The sequence below is a fragment of the Streptococcus catagoni genome, assembly GCF_011421425.1.
Classification (GTDB): domain Bacteria; phylum Bacillota; class Bacilli; order Lactobacillales; family Streptococcaceae; genus Streptococcus; species Streptococcus catagoni.
The window spans coordinates 492,115-512,472 of record NZ_WPCW01000001.1 but is presented as its reverse complement, the minus strand read 5'-3'; the positions used below and the strand labels follow the sequence as shown (position 1 = coordinate 512,472).

General features: G+C 38.2%; 18 protein-coding genes. 16 read left to right on the top strand and 2 right to left on the bottom strand.

Going from position 1 to position 20,358, the window contains the following annotated elements; genetic code table 11:
* Positions 1–46 precede the first annotated feature (46 nt).
* The 3 genes from rfbA to rfbB are packed head-to-tail and all read left to right on the top strand — an operon-like array spanning position 47 to position 2,577.
* Positions 47–916, top strand: coding sequence for a glucose-1-phosphate thymidylyltransferase RfbA (rfbA, locus tag HBN42_RS02450; RefSeq protein ID WP_165993380.1), 870 nt, complete (start codon positions 47–49; stop codon positions 914–916).
* Positions 916–1,509: a dTDP-4-dehydrorhamnose 3,5-epimerase family protein gene (locus HBN42_RS02445; protein WP_165993378.1), complete on the top strand. Its 594-nt coding sequence runs from the start codon at positions 916–918 to the stop codon at positions 1,507–1,509. The genes rfbA and HBN42_RS02445 overlap by 1 nt, the downstream gene beginning before the upstream one ends.
* 21 nt (positions 1,510–1,530) lie before the next feature.
* Entirely contained in the window at positions 1,531–2,577 is a 1,047-nt protein-coding gene (gene rfbB / locus HBN42_RS02440; RefSeq protein WP_165993376.1) for a dTDP-glucose 4,6-dehydratase, read from the top strand.
* A gap of 106 nt (positions 2,578–2,683) precedes the next feature.
* Here the strand turns inward: rfbB and HBN42_RS10275 are convergent, their stop codons facing one another.
* Positions 2,684–2,899, bottom strand: a complete 216-nt coding sequence (locus HBN42_RS10275; RefSeq protein WP_413251922.1) for a beta-propeller fold lactonase family protein — start codon at positions 2,897–2,899, stop codon at positions 2,684–2,686.
* Positions 2,900–2,998: 99 nt separating this feature from the next.
* Here HBN42_RS10275 and HBN42_RS02430 point away from each other — a divergent pair, with 99 nt between their 5' ends.
* From HBN42_RS02430 to budA, 5 genes are all read left to right on the top strand, one after another.
* Positions 2,999–3,478 (top strand): NUDIX hydrolase, encoded by a 480-nt coding sequence (locus HBN42_RS02430; RefSeq protein WP_165993372.1) that lies wholly within the window; start codon positions 2,999–3,001, stop codon positions 3,476–3,478.
* Between the two features lie 36 nt (positions 3,479–3,514).
* On the top strand, positions 3,515–4,696 hold the full coding sequence (locus HBN42_RS02425; protein WP_165993370.1) for an AI-2E family transporter: 1,182 nt from the start codon (positions 3,515–3,517) through the stop codon (positions 4,694–4,696).
* Complete coding sequence (locus HBN42_RS02420) at positions 4,686–5,918, top strand: tetratricopeptide repeat protein (protein ID WP_165993368.1); 1,233 nt, start codon at positions 4,686–4,688, stop codon at positions 5,916–5,918. The genes HBN42_RS02425 and HBN42_RS02420 overlap by 11 nt, the downstream gene beginning before the upstream one ends.
* Positions 5,919–6,026: 108 nt before the next feature.
* Positions 6,027–7,703, top strand: a complete 1,677-nt coding sequence (gene alsS / locus HBN42_RS02415; RefSeq protein ID WP_165993366.1) for an acetolactate synthase AlsS — start codon at positions 6,027–6,029, stop codon at positions 7,701–7,703.
* Between the two features lie 11 nt (positions 7,704–7,714).
* Positions 7,715–8,434 (top strand): acetolactate decarboxylase, encoded by a 720-nt coding sequence (gene budA / locus HBN42_RS02410; RefSeq protein ID WP_165993364.1) that lies wholly within the window; start codon positions 7,715–7,717, stop codon positions 8,432–8,434.
* Between the two features lie 172 nt (positions 8,435–8,606).
* Here budA and HBN42_RS02405 read toward each other — a convergent pair whose 3' ends face one another.
* Positions 8,607–10,259 carry an Rqc2 family fibronectin-binding protein gene (locus tag HBN42_RS02405; protein WP_165993362.1) on the bottom strand — a complete coding sequence of 551 codons (1,653 nt, stop codon included), beginning with the start codon at positions 10,257–10,259 and terminating at the stop codon, positions 8,607–8,609.
* Between the two features lie 330 nt (positions 10,260–10,589).
* On the opposite strand from HBN42_RS02405, the gene trpX reads away from it, so the two are divergent.
* The 8 genes from trpX (at position 10,590) to HBN42_RS02365 (ending at position 20,344) form a co-directional block, all read left to right on the top strand.
* The gene (trpX, locus tag HBN42_RS02400) at positions 10,590–11,588 is read left to right on the top strand and encodes a tryptophan ABC transporter substrate-binding protein (RefSeq protein WP_165993360.1); all 999 of its coding nucleotides are present in this window, start codon (positions 10,590–10,592) and stop codon (positions 11,586–11,588) included.
* 9 nt (positions 11,589–11,597) lie between these two features.
* Positions 11,598–12,464 (top strand): ABC transporter permease, encoded by an 867-nt coding sequence (locus HBN42_RS02395; protein ID WP_165993358.1) that lies wholly within the window; start codon positions 11,598–11,600, stop codon positions 12,462–12,464.
* A gap of 41 nt (positions 12,465–12,505) precedes the next feature.
* Complete coding sequence (locus HBN42_RS02390; protein ID WP_165993757.1) at positions 12,506–13,222, top strand: ABC transporter ATP-binding protein; 717 nt, start codon at positions 12,506–12,508, stop codon at positions 13,220–13,222.
* A 193-nt stretch (positions 13,223–13,415) separates the two neighbouring features.
* Positions 13,416–15,080, top strand: a complete 1,665-nt coding sequence (locus HBN42_RS02385) for a ribonuclease J (RefSeq protein ID WP_165993355.1) — start codon at positions 13,416–13,418, stop codon at positions 15,078–15,080.
* A 66-nt stretch (positions 15,081–15,146) separates the two neighbouring features.
* The gene (locus HBN42_RS02380) at positions 15,147–15,932 is read left to right on the top strand and encodes an alpha/beta hydrolase (protein WP_165993354.1); all 786 of its coding nucleotides are present in this window, start codon (positions 15,147–15,149) and stop codon (positions 15,930–15,932) included.
* A 21-nt stretch (positions 15,933–15,953) separates the two neighbouring features.
* Positions 15,954–16,685: a matrixin family metalloprotease gene (locus HBN42_RS02375; protein WP_165993352.1), complete on the top strand. Its 732-nt coding sequence runs from the start codon at positions 15,954–15,956 to the stop codon at positions 16,683–16,685.
* A gap of 63 nt (positions 16,686–16,748) precedes the next feature.
* Entirely contained in the window at positions 16,749–18,659 is a 1,911-nt protein-coding gene (locus HBN42_RS02370) for an ABC-F family ATP-binding cassette domain-containing protein (protein ID WP_165993349.1), read from the top strand.
* Positions 18,660–19,375: 716 nt separating this feature from the next.
* Entirely contained in the window at positions 19,376–20,344 is a 969-nt protein-coding gene (locus HBN42_RS02365) for a thiamine pyrophosphate-dependent dehydrogenase E1 component subunit alpha (protein ID WP_165993347.1), read from the top strand.
* Positions 20,345–20,358: the final 14 nt, after the last annotated feature.

The following is a 20,358-nucleotide window of genomic DNA, read 5'->3' as shown; positions in this document are numbered from 1 at the left end:
AAAAAGTGATAAAATGGTATAGATTTAGAAAAAGAGGAGCTTAACCATGAAAGGTATTATTCTTGCCGGCGGTTCGGGTACGCGTTTGTATCCTTTGACACGTGCAGCATCAAAACAATTGATGCCAATTTATGACAAACCAATGATTTATTACCCACTGTCCACCTTGATGTTGGCAGGTATCAAAGATATCCTGATCATCTCAACACCACAAGATTTACCAAGATTTGAAGAATTACTTGGTGATGGTAGTGAATTTGGTATTCATTTGTCTTATGCTGAACAACCAAGTCCTGATGGATTGGCTCAAGCATTTATCATAGGAGAAGATTTTATTGGTGATGATCATGTTGCTCTCATATTAGGGGATAACATTTATCATGGTAATGGTCTAACTAAGATGCTTCAAAAAGCTGCTGCTAAAGAAAAAGGGGCGACTGTTTTTGGCTACCAAGTTAAGGATCCAGAACGTTTTGGTGTGGTTGAATTTGATGAGCACATGAACGCTATTTCCATTGAGGAAAAACCGAAACTTCCAAAGTCTCACTATGCTGTAACAGGTTTGTATTTCTATGATAATGATGTGGTTGAAATTGCTAAAAATATTAAACCAAGTGAACGTGGCGAACTTGAAATTACAGATGTTAACAAGGCCTACTTAGAACGTGGCGACCTTTCTGTTGAATTAATGGGACGTGGCTTTGCTTGGCTTGATACGGGTACTCATGAAAGTCTTCTTGAAGCTGCGCAATACATTGAGACAGTCCAACGCTTACAAAATGCACAGGTAGCCAACTTGGAAGAGATTGCCTATCGTATGGGCTATATCACAAAAGAAGATGTTCATAGGTCAGCTCAGCCTCTTAAAAAGAATGAATATGGCCAATATTTATTAAGATTGATTGGAGAGGCTTAATGACTGAAGCATTTTTTGAGAAAAAACTAGCAGCTCGTCCAATTGAAGCTATTCCAGGTTTAATTGAATTTGACATACCTGTTCATGGAGATAACCGTGGTTGGTTCAAGGAGAATTTTCAAAAGGAAAAGATGCTTCCTCTAGGCTTTCCGGAAAGCTTCTTTGCTGAAGGAAAATTGCAGAATAATGTTAGCTTTTCCCGTAAAAATGTTCTACGCGGCTTGCATGCAGAACCATGGGACAAGTACATCTCTGTGGCTGATGATGGAAAAGTCTTAGGATCATGGGTTGACTTACGTCAGGGACCAAGTTTTGGTCAAACTTACCAAACGATTATCGATGCCTCAAAAGGGATCTTTGTTCCGCGTGGTGTGGCTAATGGTTTTCAGGTTCTCTCTGACAAGGTATCCTATAGTTACTTAGTCAATGACTATTGGGCACAAGAGTTAAAGCCTAAATATGCTTTTGTTAATTACGCTGATCCTGAACTAGGCATCAAATGGGAAAACCTTGAAGCAGCTGAGGTTTCAGAGGCAGACAAAAACCATCCGCTGCTTAAAGATGTTACACCTTTAAAAGCAGAAGATTTATAAAAATTGAATTAAGGAAAAATCATGTCAGATTATAAAAATATTATTGTAACGGGTGGAGCTGGTTTTATTGGTTCAAACTTCGTTCACTACGTTTATAACAATCATCCCGATGTACATGTTACTGTTTTGGATAAATTAACCTATGCCGGAAATCGTGCAAACCTCGAAGAAATTCTTGGCGATCGTGTGGAATTGGTTGTTGGTGATATTGCTGATGCTACTTTGGTGGATCAATTGGCTGCCAAAGCGGATGCTATTGTTCACTATGCTGCTGAAAGCCACAATGATAATTCCCTAAATGATCCAAGTCCATTTATTCATACGAATTTCATTGGTACTTATACCTTGTTGGAAGCGGCTCGTAAATATGGCATTCGTTTCCATCATGTGTCAACTGATGAGGTCTATGGAGATCTTCCCTTACGTGAGGATTTACCTGGTCACGGGGAAGGAGAAGGTGAGAAATTCACAGCAGAAACTAAATATAACCCTTCATCTCCTTATTCATCAACAAAGGCTGCTTCAGACTTAATTGTTAAGGCCTGGGTACGTTCTTTTGGTCTTCAAGCAACAATCTCTAATTGTTCAAATAATTATGGACCATACCAGCATATTGAAAAATTCATTCCACGCCAAATTACCAATATCTTGTCAGGAATCAAGCCAAAACTTTATGGTGAAGGTAAAAATGTCCGTGACTGGATTCATACCAATGACCATTCTACTGGGGTATGGGCTATTTTGACCAAGGGGCGTATTGGTGAAACCTATCTGATCGGTGCTGACGGTGAAAAAAATAATAAGGAAGTTTTAGAATTGATCCTGGAAAAAATGGGACAACCTAAAGATGCTTACGATCATGTGACTGACCGTGCGGGACATGATTTACGCTATGCTATTGATTCAAGAAAACTCCGTGAAGAATTAGGTTGGACACCAGAATTTACCAACTTCGAGCAAGGCTTAGAAGAAACGATCAACTGGTATAAGGACCATGAAGATTGGTGGAAGGCTGAAAAAGATGCTGTAGAAGCTAAATACGCAGCTACGCAAAAAATTATCAAGTAAAAAAGAAAAAGAGCTGTTTAGCTCTTCTCAGATTGAAGAAAAAGTCCAAAAAGGAGTGTTTCTTCAATCTTTTTTTACTTTATAAGAATAGATAAAGAAAGCTTATTTAAAAGCCAGGCAGCCACCCCGCCCTTTTCCTTATTTTGGATAATGCTATAGAGATAGCCTTTTTGGAAAGACTTAAATAAGTTGAATTTTCAACTTTAATAAAATTTTCTAAATGGCTGAGCTGACCTTTGATTTGATCAAAATTAGCACAATAAATCCCCTTTGAAAGCCCTCTACCATAGGTTCCAAAATAACTTATGTCATCAGATTTCACCTCCAAGTGATAAAATTCCAATGATAATTCCAGATGAATTATAGCATAGTTTTCCTAAGATTGGTATAATAGACACAAAGTAGAAAAGGAAGTTAAGCGATGACCAAATTAGCAACCATATGTTATGTTGATAATGGAGAGTCTCTATTACTACTCCATCGCAATAAAAAAGAAAATGATGTTCATGAAGGTAAGTGGATTTCGGTAGGTGGCAAATTAGAAGCAGGGGAGAGCCCTGATGAATGTGCTATCCGTGAAATTTATGAGGAAACCCACCTCAAGGTTCGTAAGATGGACTTTAAGGGTGTTATTACATTTCCCAACTTCACCCCTGGTGAGGACTGGTATACCTATGTTTTTAAGGTGACAGAATTTGAAGGTGAGTTGGTTTCTGATCAGGATTCAAGAGAAGGGACCTTGCAATGGGTTCCTTATCATGAGGTCTTAGAAAAACCAACCTGGGAAGGGGACTACGATATTTTTAAGTGGATACTTGAAGACCGCCCCTTTTTCTCAGCTAAGTTTTCTTATGATGATTCCAACCGTTTAATGGATAAACAAGTAACCTTTTACCAATAATAACTAAAAATAGATAGAATGAGGTATCAAAAACTAATGACTAACCATAATGATAATAAGTTTTCTGAAAGCTGGTTTTATAAATGGATATTAAACAGTAAGGCTGTTAATATCCTCTTAGTGATGTTCTTGACCTTTCTGACCATTTTTGTCTTTACCAAGACAACCTTTATCTTTGGACCAGTTTTTTCATTTTTAACCATATTGATGTTGCCCCTTGTGATTTCTACAATATTTTACTATTTGACAAAACCTTTAGTTGGTCTGATAGAGAAACTTGGTGTTAATAGAACAGTTTCCATTTTTATTGTTTTTGGTCTTATTGTTTGTATTATGATTTGGTCTTTCTCTGGAATCATACCGATGATTGGGGACCAGACACGTACTTTTATTGAAGATCTGCCTAGATATGTTAAAACAGTGGATAAGGAAGCTAATAAACTGTTAGAAAATCACTTGCTTGTAGATTATCGCTCAGAGTTGCAGGATATTTTGACTAGTATTAGTAAGAAAGCCCTAGACTATGCCCAAACCTTCTCTAAGAATGCTTTTGATTGGGCAGGAAATTTTGCCGGTGCCATAGCAAGAATTACTGTTTCCATTATCATCTCCCCTTTTATCTTGTTTTATTTTTTACGAGACAGCGGAAAGATGAAAGATGGCTTGGTCAATGTGCTTCCAAATAAACTCAGACAGCCAATTTCAAGAGTACTGGGTGATATTAATCAACAATTATCTGGCTATGTTCAAGGTCAGGTGACAGTGGCAATCGTTGTAGGTATTATGTTTGCTGTCATGTTTAGTCTTATTGGTTTGAAATACTCTATTACCTTTGGGATTATGGCTGGGATTTTAAATATGATCCCTTACTTAGGTAGCTTTTTAGCAATGATCCCTGTTGTTATTATGGGACTGGTACAAGGTCCTATAATGTTGGTCAAGGTTCTGGTTGTCTTTACTATTGAACAGACCATTGAAGGACGTTTTGTAGCCCCAATTGTCTTAGGTAATAAATTAAGCATTCATCCTATTACAATTATGTTTTTACTACTGACTGCGGGATCTATGTTTGGTGTTTGGGGAGTTTTCCTGGTTATCCCGGCCTATGCCTCAATAAAAGTAGTGGTCAAAGAGTTGTTCGTTTGGTATAAAAACATTAGTCCCCTCTATGCTGAAGAGAAAATAATTGTGGAGAATAAAAAAGAAGATGTTGAATAGTGAAAAAATGATTGCTTCTTTAGATCAGCAAAATTTGAAAAATGCTGAAAAATATTTTGAGAGGGCTTTAAAAAATGATGATTCAGAAACCTTGCTGTCCCTTGCTGAATACTTAGAGAGTATAGGTTTCCTACCACATGCCAAGAAAATCTATTTACAACTGAACAAAGACTATCCAGAAGTTAATATCAATTTGGCACAGATCCTGGCAGAAGATAATCTTATTGAGGAAGCTTTTTCCTACTTGGATTTAATAGAAAAAGATAGTCCTTACTATGTCAATGCTCTGCTTGTTATGGCTGATCTTTATGACATGGAAGGTTTGAGTGATGTTGCGCGTGAAAAATTACTGGAAGCTAGTAAGATCAATCCAGATCCACTTATACTATTTGGTTTAGCTGAGATTAATTTAGACCTGGACCATTTTAAGGAAGCTATTGATTATTACGCCCAATTGGATAATCGAGAGATCTTGAACCTAACAGGTATTTCTACCTATCAAAGAATAGCTAGGGCCTATGCAGCTATGGGTAAATTTGAAGCAGCCATTGAGTTTCTAGAAAAGGCCGTCAGCATTGAGTATGATGATGCTAGCGTCTATGAATTGGCTACTCTTCTTTATGATCAGGGAGAATTTCAAAAGGCCAACCTTTATTTTAAACAATTAGAAACAATGAATCCTGACTTCAATGGTTTTGAATTTATCTATGCTCAGTCTTTACATGAAGAACATAAGACAGAAGAAGCCTTAAGGCTAATCCAACAGGCTATTAGAAAAAACGAATTTGATACAGAGCTCTTACTCTTGGCCTCTCATTATGCCTATGAGTTGCATGATAGTGAGAGTGCTGAAAACTTCTTACTAAAGGCAAGAGAAGTTGGAATGGATGAGAATGACCTTAAGTTACCTCTGTCAACGCTTTACTTGAATATGGAACGGTTTGAGGATTTAATTGCCCTAGATAGTCCTGATCTTGAAAATAGCTTAACTAAATGGAATATTGCCAAGGCTTACCGTTGTCTTGATATGGAAGAAAAGGCTTTGGCCTCCTACCAAGAACTTGAAGATGATTTGAATGCTAACCCCGAATTCTTACAAGAATATGCTTATATCCTAAGGGAATTTGCCATGCTTGAAAAGGCTAAATTAATGACGCAAAAGTATTTATCACTCGTACCAGATGATCTCAGTATGCAAGAATTATTGGACTTCTTATCTTAATTTTTTGGATTTTATTTTAGAATTTGATTAACATTTGCCCAGCAAATTGATTTATTTTGAAAACTGAAGTGCTATAATGACTATATATTGTGAATGAGGAGTTTTGAAATGACAGATAAAAAAAGACATTATGGAGCTGATTTAATTATTGATAGTCTCATTAACCATGAGGTTAAGTATGTTTTTGGTATTCCAGGGGCTAAGATAGATAGGGTTTTTGACACCTTAGAAGAAAAAGGCCCCCAGCTGATTGTTTCAAGACACGAACAAAATGCGACATTTATGGCTCAGGGACTTGGACGAATCACTGGAAAACCAGGTGTGGTTATTGCTACCAGTGGTCCAGGTATATCCAATCTAGCGACAGGCCTTGTTACCGCCACAGCAGAAGGAGATCCTGTTTTAGCCATTGGTGGTCAGGTTAAGCGTAGTGATCTGCTTAAACGTGCTCATCAATCAATGAATAACGTGGCTATGTTGGAGCCTATCACCAAGTATTCAGCAGAAGTCCATGATCCAGATACCTTATCAGAAACAATTGCTAATGCTTATCGTATCGCTAAGTCTGGTAAACCAGGAGCTAGCTTTATCTCTATCCCTCAAGATGTTACCGATAGCCCAGTTCATGTCAAGACCATCAAGCCTCTGACAGAACCCAAATTAGGATCTGCTTCGGTTGAAGATATCAACTACTTAGCGCAAGCTATTCGCAATGCAGTTCTACCCGTTTTATTATTAGGAAATGGTGCTTCAGATGAAAAGGTAACCCGTTCGATTAGACGTTTGTTGGGATCTGTTAAATTACCAGTGGTCGAAACCTTCCAAGGGGCTGGTATCGTTTCTCGTGACTTAGAAGAAGAGACTTTCTTTGGACGTGTGGGCTTGTTCCGTAATCAGCCTGGCGATATGTTGCTTAAAAAGTCTGACCTGGTCATTGCTATTGGTTACGATCCTATTGAATATGAGGCACGTAACTGGAATGCTGAAGTTTCAGCTCGAACAATTGTTATTGATGTTGCCCAGGCTGAAATTGACACTTATTTCCAACCAGAAAGAGAGCTTATTGGTAGCATTTCTGAAACTATTGATCTTCTTATACCTGCAGTCAATGGATACCGTCTGCCCGAAGGATCAGTGGAGTATTTACAAAATCTTAAGAAAAACATGTCTGGTGATATCAAGTTCGATCGCCAGTCAGCAGCTGGTCTGGTGCATCCTCTAGACCTCATAGACATTCTACAGGAACAAACAAAAGATGATATGACTGTTACTGTTGACGTGGGTAGTCACTACATCTGGATGGCTCGTTACTTCAAATCTTATGAAGCCCGTCATCTTTTATTCTCAAATGGAATGCAAACCTTGGGAGTGGCTCTACCATGGGCAATCTCAGCTGCTCTTATCAGACCAAATAAAACAGTAATCTCTGTTTCAGGGGATGGTGGCTTCTTATTCTCTGCTCAGGAGCTTGAAATAGCTGTCCGTCTCAAACTACCAATTGTTCATATCATTTGGAATGACGGATCCTACAATATGGTAAAATTCCAAGAAGAAATGAAATATGGAAGATCTTCTGGAATTCAATTGGGCCATGTTGATTTTGTCAAGTATGCAGAAGCTTTTGGTGCCAAGGGCTACCGCGTAGATAGTAAAGAAAGTTTCAAAAGTACTTTAGAGAAGGCTATTAAAGAATCTGCTAATGGCCCTATCCTTATTGATGTGCCAATTGATTATAAGGATAATGGAAAACTAGGTGAAACCATTCTACCAGACGAATTTGATTAAGAAGGTGACTGATGACAAATCAAACAACTTTATTCCAACACAATACCTTAGCTTCACTTATGGCTGGCCTCTATAAGGGAACCGTAAGCATAGAAGACTTACTCAAACATGGAGACTTGGGAATTGGAACCTTGGATTATATAGATGGAGAGCTGATTATCTTAGATGGTAAGGCTTATCAGGCAAGGGCTTTGAAAGATCAGGTTCAGGTTTTAGAAGTTGATCCTAAGGAACTTGTTCCCTATGCAGCCATTGTTTCTCATAGGGTAGATAGCAGTTTTCGGATTGATCAAGCTATTAGTGATAGCAATTTGAAAGAGAAATTGCTGACATACTTCAAGAGTAAAAATCTCTTTCAGTCTATTAAAATCACTGGAAAATTTGAAAATATGCATGTGCGAATGATTCCAAAGTCTCAAGCTGGTAAAAGCTTTGCAGAGATTGCCAGTCAGCAGCCTGAATTTACAGAAGCTACTGTCTGTGGAACCTTGGTCGGTTTTTGGACGCCAGAACTCTTTCATGGTGTTAGTGTTGCTGGCTATCATCTTCATTTTCTTTCTGAAGATCATAGTTTTGGTGGTCATGTCATGGACTTTAGATTGGTAGAAGGACAGGTTGAGATAGGTCAAATAGACAGCCTCCAACAGGACTTCCCTAGTCAGAACTCAGACTTCCTAGAAGCTGACTTTGATGTTAAAAAGTTGATGGAAGATATTACAAAATCGGAATAAAAAAGCAAGAGTCTCAATCTGTAGTGACTCCAAAAGTTAGACATAAGCTAACAAATGGGTTCTCTACAAGTTAAGACCCTGCTTTTATTTTTGCTGGAAATGGCTTAGTCTGAGGCCATTTTCTTCTTTTTAAGAACTAAAAGTGGGAAAGCCGTTTAGCTTAGGCTTATTTTTAGTTGATTTTCATTTTTTCTATTCTTTCTTTGTCAGGCGTGACTCTCAAGGTTTTTTGTCCGGTGTAGGTAACAAAGCCTGGCTTAGCCCCGCTTGGTTTGTGTAGTTTTTTGACTTCAATCATATCTACGGGTAGTAAGTTGGACAGACGTCCCTTTGAAAAATAGGCCGCAAGCTCTGCTGCATCGGTTTTGACCTGATCACTGGGGTTAATATTATCCTTAATGATCACATGGCTGCCTGGGATATCTTTGGCATGGAACCAAAGTTCCCCTTTCTTAGCCATTTTAAAGCTTAGCTCCTCATTTTGGAGATTGTTTCGTCCGACCATGATCACTGTTTTGCCATCACTTGCTAGGTATTTTTCTGGTTTTTTACGTTTGTGTCTCTTGTCTGTTGAACGATACCTTATAAAACCAGCTTCAACTAATTCTTCTCGTATGTCTTCGATTTCATCACTATTAGCCTGAGACAAGTTATAGTCAACACTTTCAAAATAGGAGATGCTCTGCTTGGTTTCTTCAATCAGGGCAGAGAGGTGTTTGACGGCTTCCTTTAATTTTTGATATTTTTTAAAGTATCTTTGGGCATTTTGGTTGGGTGTAAGTGCTAGGTCTAGAGCAATATCAAGACTTTGGCCGGTGTAGTAGTTATCTAATCTGACGGATGCTTTATTATTTGGAACAAGAGACAGGTAGGTTGTCAGTAACTCCCCTTTTTGTCTAAAGTCTTCAGCATTCTCAGTTGCTAGTAACTCTTTTTCTTGCTTAGCTAACTTATTAATATTTTTTTCAAGTTCATTTTGAACCCGATGGATGAGGTCGCTAGCCTGCTGTTTGACACGGTCGCGTTCAGCCTTTTCCAAGTAGAAGTGATCTAACAATTTGGACAAGCTTTCAAATGACTCTTTTGAACTGTCAAAAAGAACGGCTGAAAATGACTGGTCTGTTAAGTTGGGATAAGTTTTTTGTGCAAAGAAGTTCCGAAAGGCTTTTAATTTATTATCCTTTAAGCTCTTGGCTAGTTCCTGGGCAGTATCTCTACCTAAACCTTGAAATAATTTCTGTAGATTTTTGGGACTTAGGTCTTCAGTTTGTAGGATCTCAAAAAGTTTGTCATCGGAGATGGTGAAAGGATTCTTAGCTCCGGTTTTTGGAGGTTCAATATAAGTGGAGCCAGGTAGGATGGTGCGGTAAGAGTTTTGAGAAAAACCAACATGCTTGATGGATTCGATAATTTTGTTTTGATTGCGATCAGCTAGGATGATGTTGCTATGTTTTCCCATGATTTCAATAATCAAAGTTACCTTGATAGCATCACCAATCTCATTTTTATTGGAAAGTCCAATTTCAAGGATCCGATCATTCTCAATTTGTTCTATACTTTCAATTACTGCGCCTTGAAGGTATTTACGCATAATCATAGTAAAGGTATTAGGAACTTTGGGATTTTGAAATTCTGTATCTGTTATTTGAAGCCTACCAAAGACAGAGTGAGCAGAGATAAGAAATTTATAATTTTGTCGGTTATTGCGGATGGTTAAAACCATCTCCTTTTCATAAAGCTGATGAACCTTTTGGATACGCCCAAAAAGAATCGTTTCTTTTAGTTCTTGTGTTAAGTGATGTAAGAAAAAGCCGTCGAATGACATGGTTTCTCCCTTCTGTTTTCTAATCTCTTCATTATATCATAAGCTTGAGAGCTCTTGAAAATATTTTCTCTACTCTTGCATTTTCCCCTAATTAGGATATAATAATAAAAAAACATGTGTAAGGAAACTCAGTCATGCAAAGAATGATTTGTAAATTTTGGCAAAGCTGGTATAGATAAGTTGTGTTTATGATGCTTCATAGATACGGCTTTTAGATTTTCTAAAAAGTATCTATGCGCAGGTTTTGAGTTTCCAAAGGGCGCCTAGTAATTTTCTACTAAGCGCTTTTTCTTTTGCAGAATAGGATCAAACTGAGGAAAAGGAAATAAGATGAAAAATAAGAGATTGATTGCCACACTGTTGATACTGTTTCTACTGGTTATTTTTGCAATTGCCTTCAAAAAAGATCGGTTGACCAAGGACATGAAGGATCAGAAGGTCATTAGAGTTGGCATTTTGCAGTTAGTTACCCACCAAGCTTTGGATCAAATTGAAAAGGGGATTGAGGATGAATTGAAAGCTTCACTGCCTGCGGACAAAAAGGTTAAGATCAGCCTAATGAATGCTGAAGGTGATCAGAGTAAGCTGCAAACAATGAGTAGGCAATTAGTTTCTAGTGGCAATGATATTGTTGTTGGGATTGCCACACCGGCAGCCCAGGGCTTGGCCGCTGCAAGTAAGGATATTCCTGTGGTTATGTCAGCTGTTTCTGATCCAATAGGGGCTAAGCTAGTGACTAATCTTAAAAAACCAGAGGCAAATGTCACCGGACTTTCAAACAAGCTTCCTCTTAAGCAAACACTGGACTTAATCAAAGACCTCACTCCAACTGTCAAAACTATTGGCCTTTTATATGCTAGTAACGAAGATAATTCCTTATTACAGGTTAATGATTTTGCAAAGCTAGCAGAAGCCAGAGGATATGTCATCAAAAAGTATGCAGTTCCTTCTACCAATGAAGTTTCTTCCACCATGTCTGCTATGACCAAGCAGGTTGATGCTATTTTTATTCCACAGGACAACACCATAGCCTCCGCTTTTGCAACGGTTGTCAGTTCCAGTAAGGCAGCCAAGGTTCCACTTTATTCCAGCGTTGATACAATGGTCAAAGAAGGAAGTGTGGCGTCAATTTCACAAAGTCAATACCAACTGGGAGTAGAAACTGGAAAGCAGATCAAAGAATTGATGAAAGGCAAGAAGGTATCCCAGGTCCCTGTTAAGGTTATTGATGAGGGTAAGGCAGTGATTAATGAGAAAGTAGTAAATGAATTGCAACTTTCCATTTCGGATTCTTTAGCAAAAAAATCAACTATTATTAGAAAAAAATAGAGGTAAACAATGATCATTTCATCGGTTTCTCAAGGTCTCTTGTGGTCTATTCTTGGCTTAGGGATTTACCTGACCTTTCGTATTTTAAATTTTCCAGATATGACCACAGAAGGCTCTTTTCCACTTGGAGGAGCAGTTGCGGCTACAGTCATTAATTTGGGCTACAATCCTCTTATAGCTACAATCCTTGCTATGTTGGCAGGTTCTTTAGTAGGCTTACTGACGGGTCTACTTTATACCAAGGGGAAAATCCCAACCATACTTGCTGGTATCTTAGTAATGACTTCTTGTAACTCCATCATGCTGATGGTCATGGGACGGGCTAATCTGGGCTTACAAGATAAGCTGAGACTGCAAGATTATTTGCCCTTTAGTCCAGACATTAACATCCTGGTCATGGGATTTCTTCTAGTCTTTGTCTTAATATTCTTACTGATTTATTTTCTCTACACCAATTTAGGCCAGGCCTATATTGCTACTGGAGATAATAAAGATATGGCAAAAAGTTTTGGCATTCATACTGACAAAATGGAAGTCTTGGGCTTAGTGGTGTCTAATGCTCTAATAGGACTTTCGGGTGCCTTGGTGAGCCAACAAGATGGCTATGCCGATGTCTCAAAGGGGATTGGGGTTATTGTTATAGGACTTGCAAGCATTATCATTGGGGAGGTGCTTTATTCAACAGGTCTGACCTTGTTTGAACGCTTGATTGCAATAGTAGTGGGGTCTATTTTCTACCAGTTTTTAATTTCTTTGGTAATCGCCCTAGGCTTCAACACTAATTACCTCAAACTTTTTAGTGCCATTCTGTTAGCTTCATGCTTGATGGTTCCAGTACTAAGAAAAAATATTTTTAAAGGGGTGAGATTGAAGTGACAAGAAAAATAATCGAATTAAAAGATGCCAAGCTTCAAGTCATGAATGGTTTTGATGATTATAAGACAATTTTAGATGATCTTTCCCTAGACATTTATGAAGGGGACTTCATTACCCTACTGGGAGGAAATGGAGCTGGCAAGTCTACCTTATTTAACGTCATTGCAGGGACACAATTTTTGACCAGCGGAAGCATAAAAATCCTTGGCCATGATGTGACCACTATGGGGCCAGAAAAAAGAGCAAGATATGTGGCCAGAGTTTTTCAAGATCCTAAGATGGGGACAGCACCTCGAATGACGGTTCTTGAAAATTTAATGATTGCTGAGAAACGAGGGCAAAAAAGAGGCCTCAGAAGAAGAACCTATGCCTGTCAAAAAGACCTTTATCAGGACTTGCTAGGACAAACTGCTAATGGACTAGAAAAGCATTTAGAAACCCCAACGGGCTTATTATCTGGTGGTCAAAGGCAGGCTCTGAGTCTTTTGATGGCCACTCTAAAAAAACCTGATTTACTTTTATTGGATGAGCATACCGCAGCTCTAGATCCAAAAACCAGCCAAGCTTTGATGGCCTTAACAGATGACTTTGTCTCAAAGGGTCATTTGACAGCTCTGATGATTACCCATCATATGGAAGATGCCCTGACATATGGGAATCGTTTAATTGTTATGAAAGATGGCAAAGTGGTCAAAGACCTCAATAGTTCAGATAAGACCAAACTGGATATTTCAGATTATTACCAACTTTTTGAATAAGCAAGCTCCCATGTCCTCTGCTCTAGCTCTGAGGACATTTTTATTAGGAAATTTCTTTTTAAATTAGCTTTGCTTTCAAGAAAAAACTTTACAAATATGTTATACTGTATGAGAATGTAGCTTTGCTACAGTGCAGTAATTCGACTTACAAAGTTAAGGACCGTTTGTAATAAAATATATAAAAAGGAGTATCATGAGTGATATTAAAATAATAGCCTTGGGAGGAGTTCGTGAGTACGGTAAGAACTTCTACTTGGTTGAAGTAAATGATTCCATGTTCATCTTGGATGCAGGACTAAAATATCCTGAAAATGAACAATTAGGGGTAGATTTGGTGATTCCAAACCTTGATTATGTCATTGAAAATAAGGACAAGGTTCAAGGTGTCTTCTTAACACATGGACATGCAGATTCAATAGGTGCCCTACCTTACTTGTTATCTGAGGTATCAGTACCTGTTTTTGGTTCAGAATTGACTATTGAATTAGCCAAACTATTTGTTAAAAACAATAACAGTACAAAGAAATTCAATAATTTCCACGTGGTGGATAGTGAAACAGAAATTGAATTTAAAGATGGCCTTGTTTCATTTTTCAAGACAACTCATTCTATCCCAGAAAGTTTAGGTATTGTGATTGGAACTGATCGGGGTAATATCGTCTATACAGGTGATTTTAAATTTGACCCAGCAGCCCGTGAATTTTATCAGACAGATCTGTCACGCTTGGCTGAGATTGGTAAGGAAGGTGTCTTAGCTCTGCTATCAGCTTCTGCCAATGCAACCAGCAATACACAGATTGCCAGCGAGTCTGAAGTTGGCGAAGAAATGAGTAATGTTATTGGCGATGCCCAAGGGCGTGTCATTATTGCAGCAGTAGCATCTAATCTAGTTCGTATTCAACAAGTTTTTGATTCAGCAGTTGTACATGGTCGTCGTGTGGTCTTGACTGGCGCAGACGTTGAAAATGTGGTCCGCACAGCTATTCGTCTTAAAAAGTTAACCATCGTTGATGAAAAACTATTAATTAAACCTAAAGACATGAAACACTATGAAGATCAGGAGCTTATTATCCTTGAAGCAGGAAGAATGGGTGAGCCTATTAATAATCTTCAAAAGATGGCTTCAGGTCGTCACCGCTATGTGCAAATTAAAGAAGGGGATTTGGTCTACATTGTTACCACACCAAATGTTTCTAAAGAAGCCATGGTGGCTCGGGTTGAAAACCTAATCTATAAGGCTGGTGGTTCAGTTAAATTGATCACACAAAACCTTCGCGTTTCTGGCCATGCCAATGGTCGTGACCTTCAGTTGATGATTAATCTGATGAAGCCAAGCTATCTTTTCCCAGTCCAAGGAGAATATAGTGACCTATCAGCTCATGCTAGCTTAGCTGAAGAAGTAGGCCTTCTACCAGAAAACATCTACATTATGAAACGTGGTGATGTCATGATCTTAGAGTCTGATGGCTTCCTTCATGAAGGTGGTGTTTCAGCGTCTGACGTCATGATTGATGGTAATGCCATTGGGGATGTTGGGAATATCGTTTTACGTGATCGAAAAGTCCTATCTGAAGATGGTATCTTCATTGTAGCTATTACCGTTAGCAAACGTGATAAAAAAATCATCTCAAAGGCTAAGGTCAACACTCGAGGTTTCGTTTATGTGAAAAAGAGCAGAGACATCCTTAGAGAAAGTGCAGAATTAGTAAACACCACTGTTGACAACTACTTGCAAAAAGATAGCTTTGACTGGGGTGAACTAAAAGGTTCTGTCAGAGATGAACTTTCTAAATTTTTATTTGAGCAAACCAAACGCCGTCCAGCAATTCTTCCTGTCGTTATGGAAGTCCGTTCATAAAAGAGGTGAGGCTTGTTAATACAGGCCTCTTTTAGAATAAGCAAGTTATAAGTAGGAGTATCATTTATGGCAACTATAAAGATTGAATACCGTTCTGAAGTTTTACAAATGGAAAGACAAGTTAATGTCATTTATCCAGACCAATCAAGCCTAAGTAAAGAAGAACAAGGAGATAGGGATATCCCTGTTTTATACTTGTTACATGGGATGGGAGGCAATGAGAACTCTTGGCAGAAAAGAACAAATATTGAACGTTTGCTTCGTCATACTAATATGATTGTTGTCATGCCTTCAACAGACTTAGGCTGGTACACAGATACTGCCTCTGGCTTGCCATACTATAAAGCTCTGGCAGAAGAATTACCTCAAGTACTAGCCAATTTCTTCCCTAATATGACCAAGAAAAGAGAAAAGACCTTTATTGCTGGTTTATCAATGGGAGGCTATGGTGCCTTTAAAATGGCTCTGAAAACAAATCGTTTTTCTTATGCGGCATCCTTTTCTGGAGCCCTTAGAAAACCAGATATGGCCTTTGATGAGTTTAATGCTATCAGTATGGATTACTGGCAAGGCATCTTTGGTGATCTAGATTCTGAAGCTGTTGAAAAGCATTATTTGTCTACTATGGTCAAAGAGTCTGATAAGAAAACTCATTTCTACGTTTGGTGTGGCTACGAAGACTTCTTATATCAGGCCAATGAGATGGCCGTTGAAGAACTCTTAGAGCTTGGACTTGATATTAACTATCGCAATGATCATGGTACCCATGACTGGTATTATTGGAATAAACAATTAGAAGTCCTTCTTGAGTGGTTACCCATTAATTATGTCAAAGAAGAAAGGCTTTCTTAGGAAAGTTTTATAAGGAAAAAGATGAAGAAATTTTTAAAGATGGTACTGTGGTTACCAAAAACAATCTTTTTAATGATTTGGCGAATTATCTGGGGTTTTGTGCAGACTGTTTTGGTCTTAGCGATCATTATCTTTGCTTTAATTTATTATTCCAATCACAGTGATTCAAAATTTGCTCATGATATTGCAAACGTGACCCATAAAATTGTGGCTATCTATGATGCTTGGAAACATACTGATGGGGCGCAACTGACCAAGGGATCAAAGCTCAAAGACAAGCTTTCTGATCACTCTACCGATAAAAAAGATCTGAAGTGGCCTAAGAATCAGGCCAAGATCTTTATTGCTACAGAAGAACCTATTTTTGTCAATGCCTACCGAGCTGCAATCACCAATTGGAATCAAACTGGTGTCTTCAAACTTGAAATAGTAAAAGAAAAAGAGAAAGCCGATATTATTGCCGATCACACTAAGGATTCAAGTCTGCAAGCTGCAGGTTTAGCAAAGGTTAAAAGCCTAAGTAGTACTAAAACCATTGCTTCTGCAAAAGTTTTATTAAATGCCTATTACTTACTTGATAACCAATATGGTTATAGTTCTGAGAGGATTGTTCACACAGCTGAACATGAGTTGGGGCATGCCATTGGTTTAGAACATGATGATGCTAATGAATCAGTTATGCAATCTTCAGGCTCTTATTACGGGATTCAAAAAAGCGATATTTTAAAAGTAAAAGAACTCTATGCTAGCTAAAATAAAGCGATAATTTAACCTAGAAATGCCCCCAAGTGGGGCTTTTTTTGATAAAATAGTCTTATGATTATACTTCAAGCAAATAAAATTGAACGTTCTTTTTCAGGAGACACCTTATTTAAAAATATAAATTTACAGGTAGACGAACGTGATCGTATCGCCCTAGTGGGCCCAAATGGTGCAGGCAAGTCCACCCTTTTAAAGATATTAGTCGGTGAAGAAAGCCCGACCAGTGGGGAAATTAACAAAAAAAGAGATCTTTCTTTGTCCTATTTGGCTCAAGATAGCCGTTTTGAATCGACTAATAGCATCTATAATGAAATGCTGAAGGTCTTTACCGAACTCAGAAAAGATGAAAAAAAGCTGAGGCAGATGGAAGAAAAAATGCCTCTTCTAAGTGGATCTGACTTTGATAAGTTGATGGTTGATTACGATCACCTTTTAGAAAGTTTCCGCTTGAGAAATGGCTTTGCTTATGAATCCGAAATTAAAGCTATTTTGAACGGATTTAAATTTGATGAATCTATGTGGGACATGAAAATTTCGGACTTATCTGGCGGACAAAACACACGTTTGGCTCTAGCCAAGATGTTATTAGAGAAGCCGGATTTACTGGTACTGGATGAGCCGACCAACCATCTTGATATTGATACCATTGCTTGGCTAGAAAATTATTTGTCCAACTATCAGGGAGCCTTGATTATTGTTAGTCACGACCGGTATTTCTTAGACAAGGTGGCTACCTTAACCTTGGACTTAAATCCAAATTCTTTGGACCGCTATGTTGGTAATTACTCGCAGTTTGTTGACTTAAAGGCAGAAAAACTAGCCAGTGAAGAAAAAAACTTTGAAAAACAGCAAAAAGAGATTGCTAAATTAGAAGACTTTGTTCAAAAAAATATCGTACGAGCTTCAACAACCAAGAGAGCACAGGCTAGAAGAAAACAATTAGAAAAAATGGAACGCCTAGAAAAGCCAAACGCTAAAAATAAGCAGGCCAATATGACCTTCCAGGTTGATAAGCCTTCGGGCAACGTTGTTTTGCAAGTAAAGGATGTGGCCATTGGATATGAAAACAAGATCCTCTCAGAACCCATAGATTTAGAAATCAGTAAGTTGGACGCCATCGCTATTGTTGGCCCAAATGGGATCGGCAAGTCAACCCTAATGAAGTCCATCATTGGACAAATTCCCTTTATTAAGGGAAATGTCAAGTTTGGAGCTAACCTTGACATCGGTTATTACGACCAATCACAATCTCGCTTAAGTGATAGTAATACAGTCTTAGAAGAGCTGTGGTCGGAATTCTCTACAAAAACAGAACTTGATATCCGAAATCGTCTGGCTGCCTTTTTATTCTCAGGTGAGGATGTCAAAAAAACAGTTGCCATGCTTTCTGGTGGGGAAAGAGCGCGACTTCTCCTAGCTAAATTGTCCTTAGAAAATAATAATTTTTTACTCTTGGACGAACCGACTAACCACCTGGACATTGATAGTAAAGAAGTCCTAGAAAATGCGCTCATTACTTATGAAGGTAGCCTATTATTTGTCAGCCATGACCGCTATTTCATCAATCGGGTTGCTAGCAAGGTGCTAGAAATATCAGAGCAGGGTTCGACTTTATATCTGGGAGATTATGACTATTATATTGAAAAAAAAGCAGAGCTTGAAGAACTGGCTAGTCTAAAAGCTGATAGTAGTCAAGAGGTCCTCAGTGAGGCTAGAGCGCTTAATGATTATCAAAGGCAAAAAGAAGATCAGAAGGAACTGCGAAAATTAAGCAGACGGCTTGAAGAGATAGAAAAAAGACTAGAAGACCTGGATCAAGAAGTTAGTTCTATTCAAGCAGAAATGCTAGATAGCAATGAAGCCAGTTTCTTGATCGAAAGCCAAAGTAAATTAGATCATTTGGAAAGAGAACAAGAGTCCTTAATGGCAGAGTGGGAAGAAATCGGACTAAAAATCGGACTATAAAGAAAGAAGTAGAAGCTTTCTTAGAGGCCAGACAAACCCAATTTACCTAGGAATAGGCTAAGAAGCTTCTTCAGGCTATCAATAGATTTCCTATTTCTGCGAGCAAGAGCGAGCTTATTAAGGCTAGCTCCGCCGTTCTGAAAGTGTAGAATGGCTTTAATATCAACATTTTAGATACCGGGAACTTGCCAGATCTTAGGGTCGAAAGTTAGGTATGGAACTCTTTGGTTTTCTCAAACAGTCACTCCCCTGACTGTTTAACCTGTCCGACAGTACCTAAGGAAGCTAGCAAAAAATAACTTTTTTTCAAACTGAGTGATGAATTTTCTTATTCATCACTTTTTGACTTACTATTTCTTACGAAATCTCATGACAGAAAAAGATGACTGGCCCTGATCAGACTACTGAAAACCTTTTATTTCAGCTATTTGTGAGGTGAGTGATCTGAGAGTCAGCAATTTCTAAAAAAAAGTCGCGCTCACCCCGCACCTAAGAAAAAATCAATAGAAAAAGGTCTTTTTCTTCAAGTTAAATCTTCTTACATAATCTGTTATATATAACAGATTATTATATATAACAAAGTAGTTTGTGATTTAACAAACAAGTAATGTTCCTATAAACCTTATGTTTTAGCTAATAGTGCGAACTCAATTGCTTGCATAAAGTCTGAAAAAAAGTTATCATTGGAGATGTAATATAATATTTTGGAGGCCAAAATGGTAACAGTTTCGAAAGAAAAACATCTGGATATGTTTCTTAAAATGGAACGTATTCGTGAATTTGACTCACGTATCAACAAACTAGTTCGTCGTGGATTTGTACAAGGAATGACTCACTTTTCAGTAGGTGAAGAAGCAGCAAACGTCGGTGCTGTTGCGCATTTAACTTATGACGATATTATCTTCTCAAATCACCGTGGACATGGTCAATCTATTGCTAAAGACATGGATTTAAATAAAATGATGGCTGAACTTGCAGGTAAAGCAACTGGTGTCTCAAAAGGACGCGGTGGCTCTATGCACTTGGCTGACATTGAAAAAGGTAACTACGGTACTAATGGTATTGTTGGTGGTGGCTATGCTCTTGCAGTAGGTGCTGCTTTAACACAACAATATAAAGGTACTAATAACATTGCGGTTGCATTCTCTGGGGACGGTGCAACTAATGAAGGATCATTCCATGAATCAGTAAACATGGCTGCTACTTGGAAATTACCTGTTATATTCTTCATCATTAACAACCGTTATGGTATTTCAATGAGCATTAATAATGCTACAAATACTCCTCACTTATACACCCGTGCTGAAGCATACGGAATTCCAGGTTTCTACTGTGAAGATGGTAATGATGTTTTAGCTGTTTATGAAACAATGGAAAAAGCTGTAGAGCACGTTCGTGGTGGAAATGGACCTGCAATTGTTGAAGTAGAATCTTATCGTTGGTTTGGTCACTCAACAGCTGATGCTGGTAAATACCGTTCAAAAGAAGAAGTAGCGTCTTGGAAAGAAAAAGATCCAATGATTAAATACAGAACTTACCTTACAAAAGAAGGTATAGCTACTGATGAAGAATTGGATGCTATCCAAGCACAAGTTAAAAAAGAAATTGACGATGCTTATGAATATGCTCAAAACAGTCCTGATCCTGAACTTTCAGTAGCATTTGAAGATGTTTGGGTAGACTAAGCTTATTACAAGAT

Bases quoted from the DNA above. Each gene is read 5' to 3' on its own strand.
- rfbA (WP_165993380.1), top strand. From the start codon at position 47: ATGAAAGGTATTATTCTTGCCGGCGGTTCGGGTACGCGTTTGTATCCT.
- HBN42_RS02445 (WP_165993378.1), top strand. From the start codon at position 916: ATGACTGAAGCATTTTTTGAGAAAAAACTAGCAGCTCGTCCAATTGAA.
- rfbB (WP_165993376.1), top strand. From the start codon at position 1,531: ATGTCAGATTATAAAAATATTATTGTAACGGGTGGAGCTGGTTTTATT.
- HBN42_RS02430 (WP_165993372.1), top strand. From the start codon at position 2,999: ATGACCAAATTAGCAACCATATGTTATGTTGATAATGGAGAGTCTCTA.
- HBN42_RS02425 (WP_165993370.1), top strand. From the start codon at position 3,515: ATGACTAACCATAATGATAATAAGTTTTCTGAAAGCTGGTTTTATAAA.
- HBN42_RS02420 (WP_165993368.1), top strand. From the start codon at position 4,686: ATGTTGAATAGTGAAAAAATGATTGCTTCTTTAGATCAGCAAAATTTG.
- alsS (WP_165993366.1), top strand. From the start codon at position 6,027: ATGACAGATAAAAAAAGACATTATGGAGCTGATTTAATTATTGATAGT.
- budA (WP_165993364.1), top strand. From the start codon at position 7,715: ATGACAAATCAAACAACTTTATTCCAACACAATACCTTAGCTTCACTT.
- HBN42_RS02405 (WP_165993362.1), bottom strand. From the start codon at position 10,259: ATGTCATTCGACGGCTTTTTCTTACATCACTTAACACAAGAACTAAAA.
- trpX (WP_165993360.1), top strand. From the start codon at position 10,590: ATGAAAAATAAGAGATTGATTGCCACACTGTTGATACTGTTTCTACTG.
- HBN42_RS02395 (WP_165993358.1), top strand. From the start codon at position 11,598: ATGATCATTTCATCGGTTTCTCAAGGTCTCTTGTGGTCTATTCTTGGC.
- HBN42_RS02390 (WP_165993757.1), top strand. From the start codon at position 12,506: ATGAATGGTTTTGATGATTATAAGACAATTTTAGATGATCTTTCCCTA.
- HBN42_RS02385 (WP_165993355.1), top strand. From the start codon at position 13,416: ATGAGTGATATTAAAATAATAGCCTTGGGAGGAGTTCGTGAGTACGGT.
- HBN42_RS02380 (WP_165993354.1), top strand. From the start codon at position 15,147: ATGGCAACTATAAAGATTGAATACCGTTCTGAAGTTTTACAAATGGAA.
- HBN42_RS02375 (WP_165993352.1), top strand. From the start codon at position 15,954: ATGAAGAAATTTTTAAAGATGGTACTGTGGTTACCAAAAACAATCTTT.
- HBN42_RS02370 (WP_165993349.1), top strand. From the start codon at position 16,749: ATGATTATACTTCAAGCAAATAAAATTGAACGTTCTTTTTCAGGAGAC.
- HBN42_RS02365 (WP_165993347.1), top strand. From the start codon at position 19,376: ATGGTAACAGTTTCGAAAGAAAAACATCTGGATATGTTTCTTAAAATG.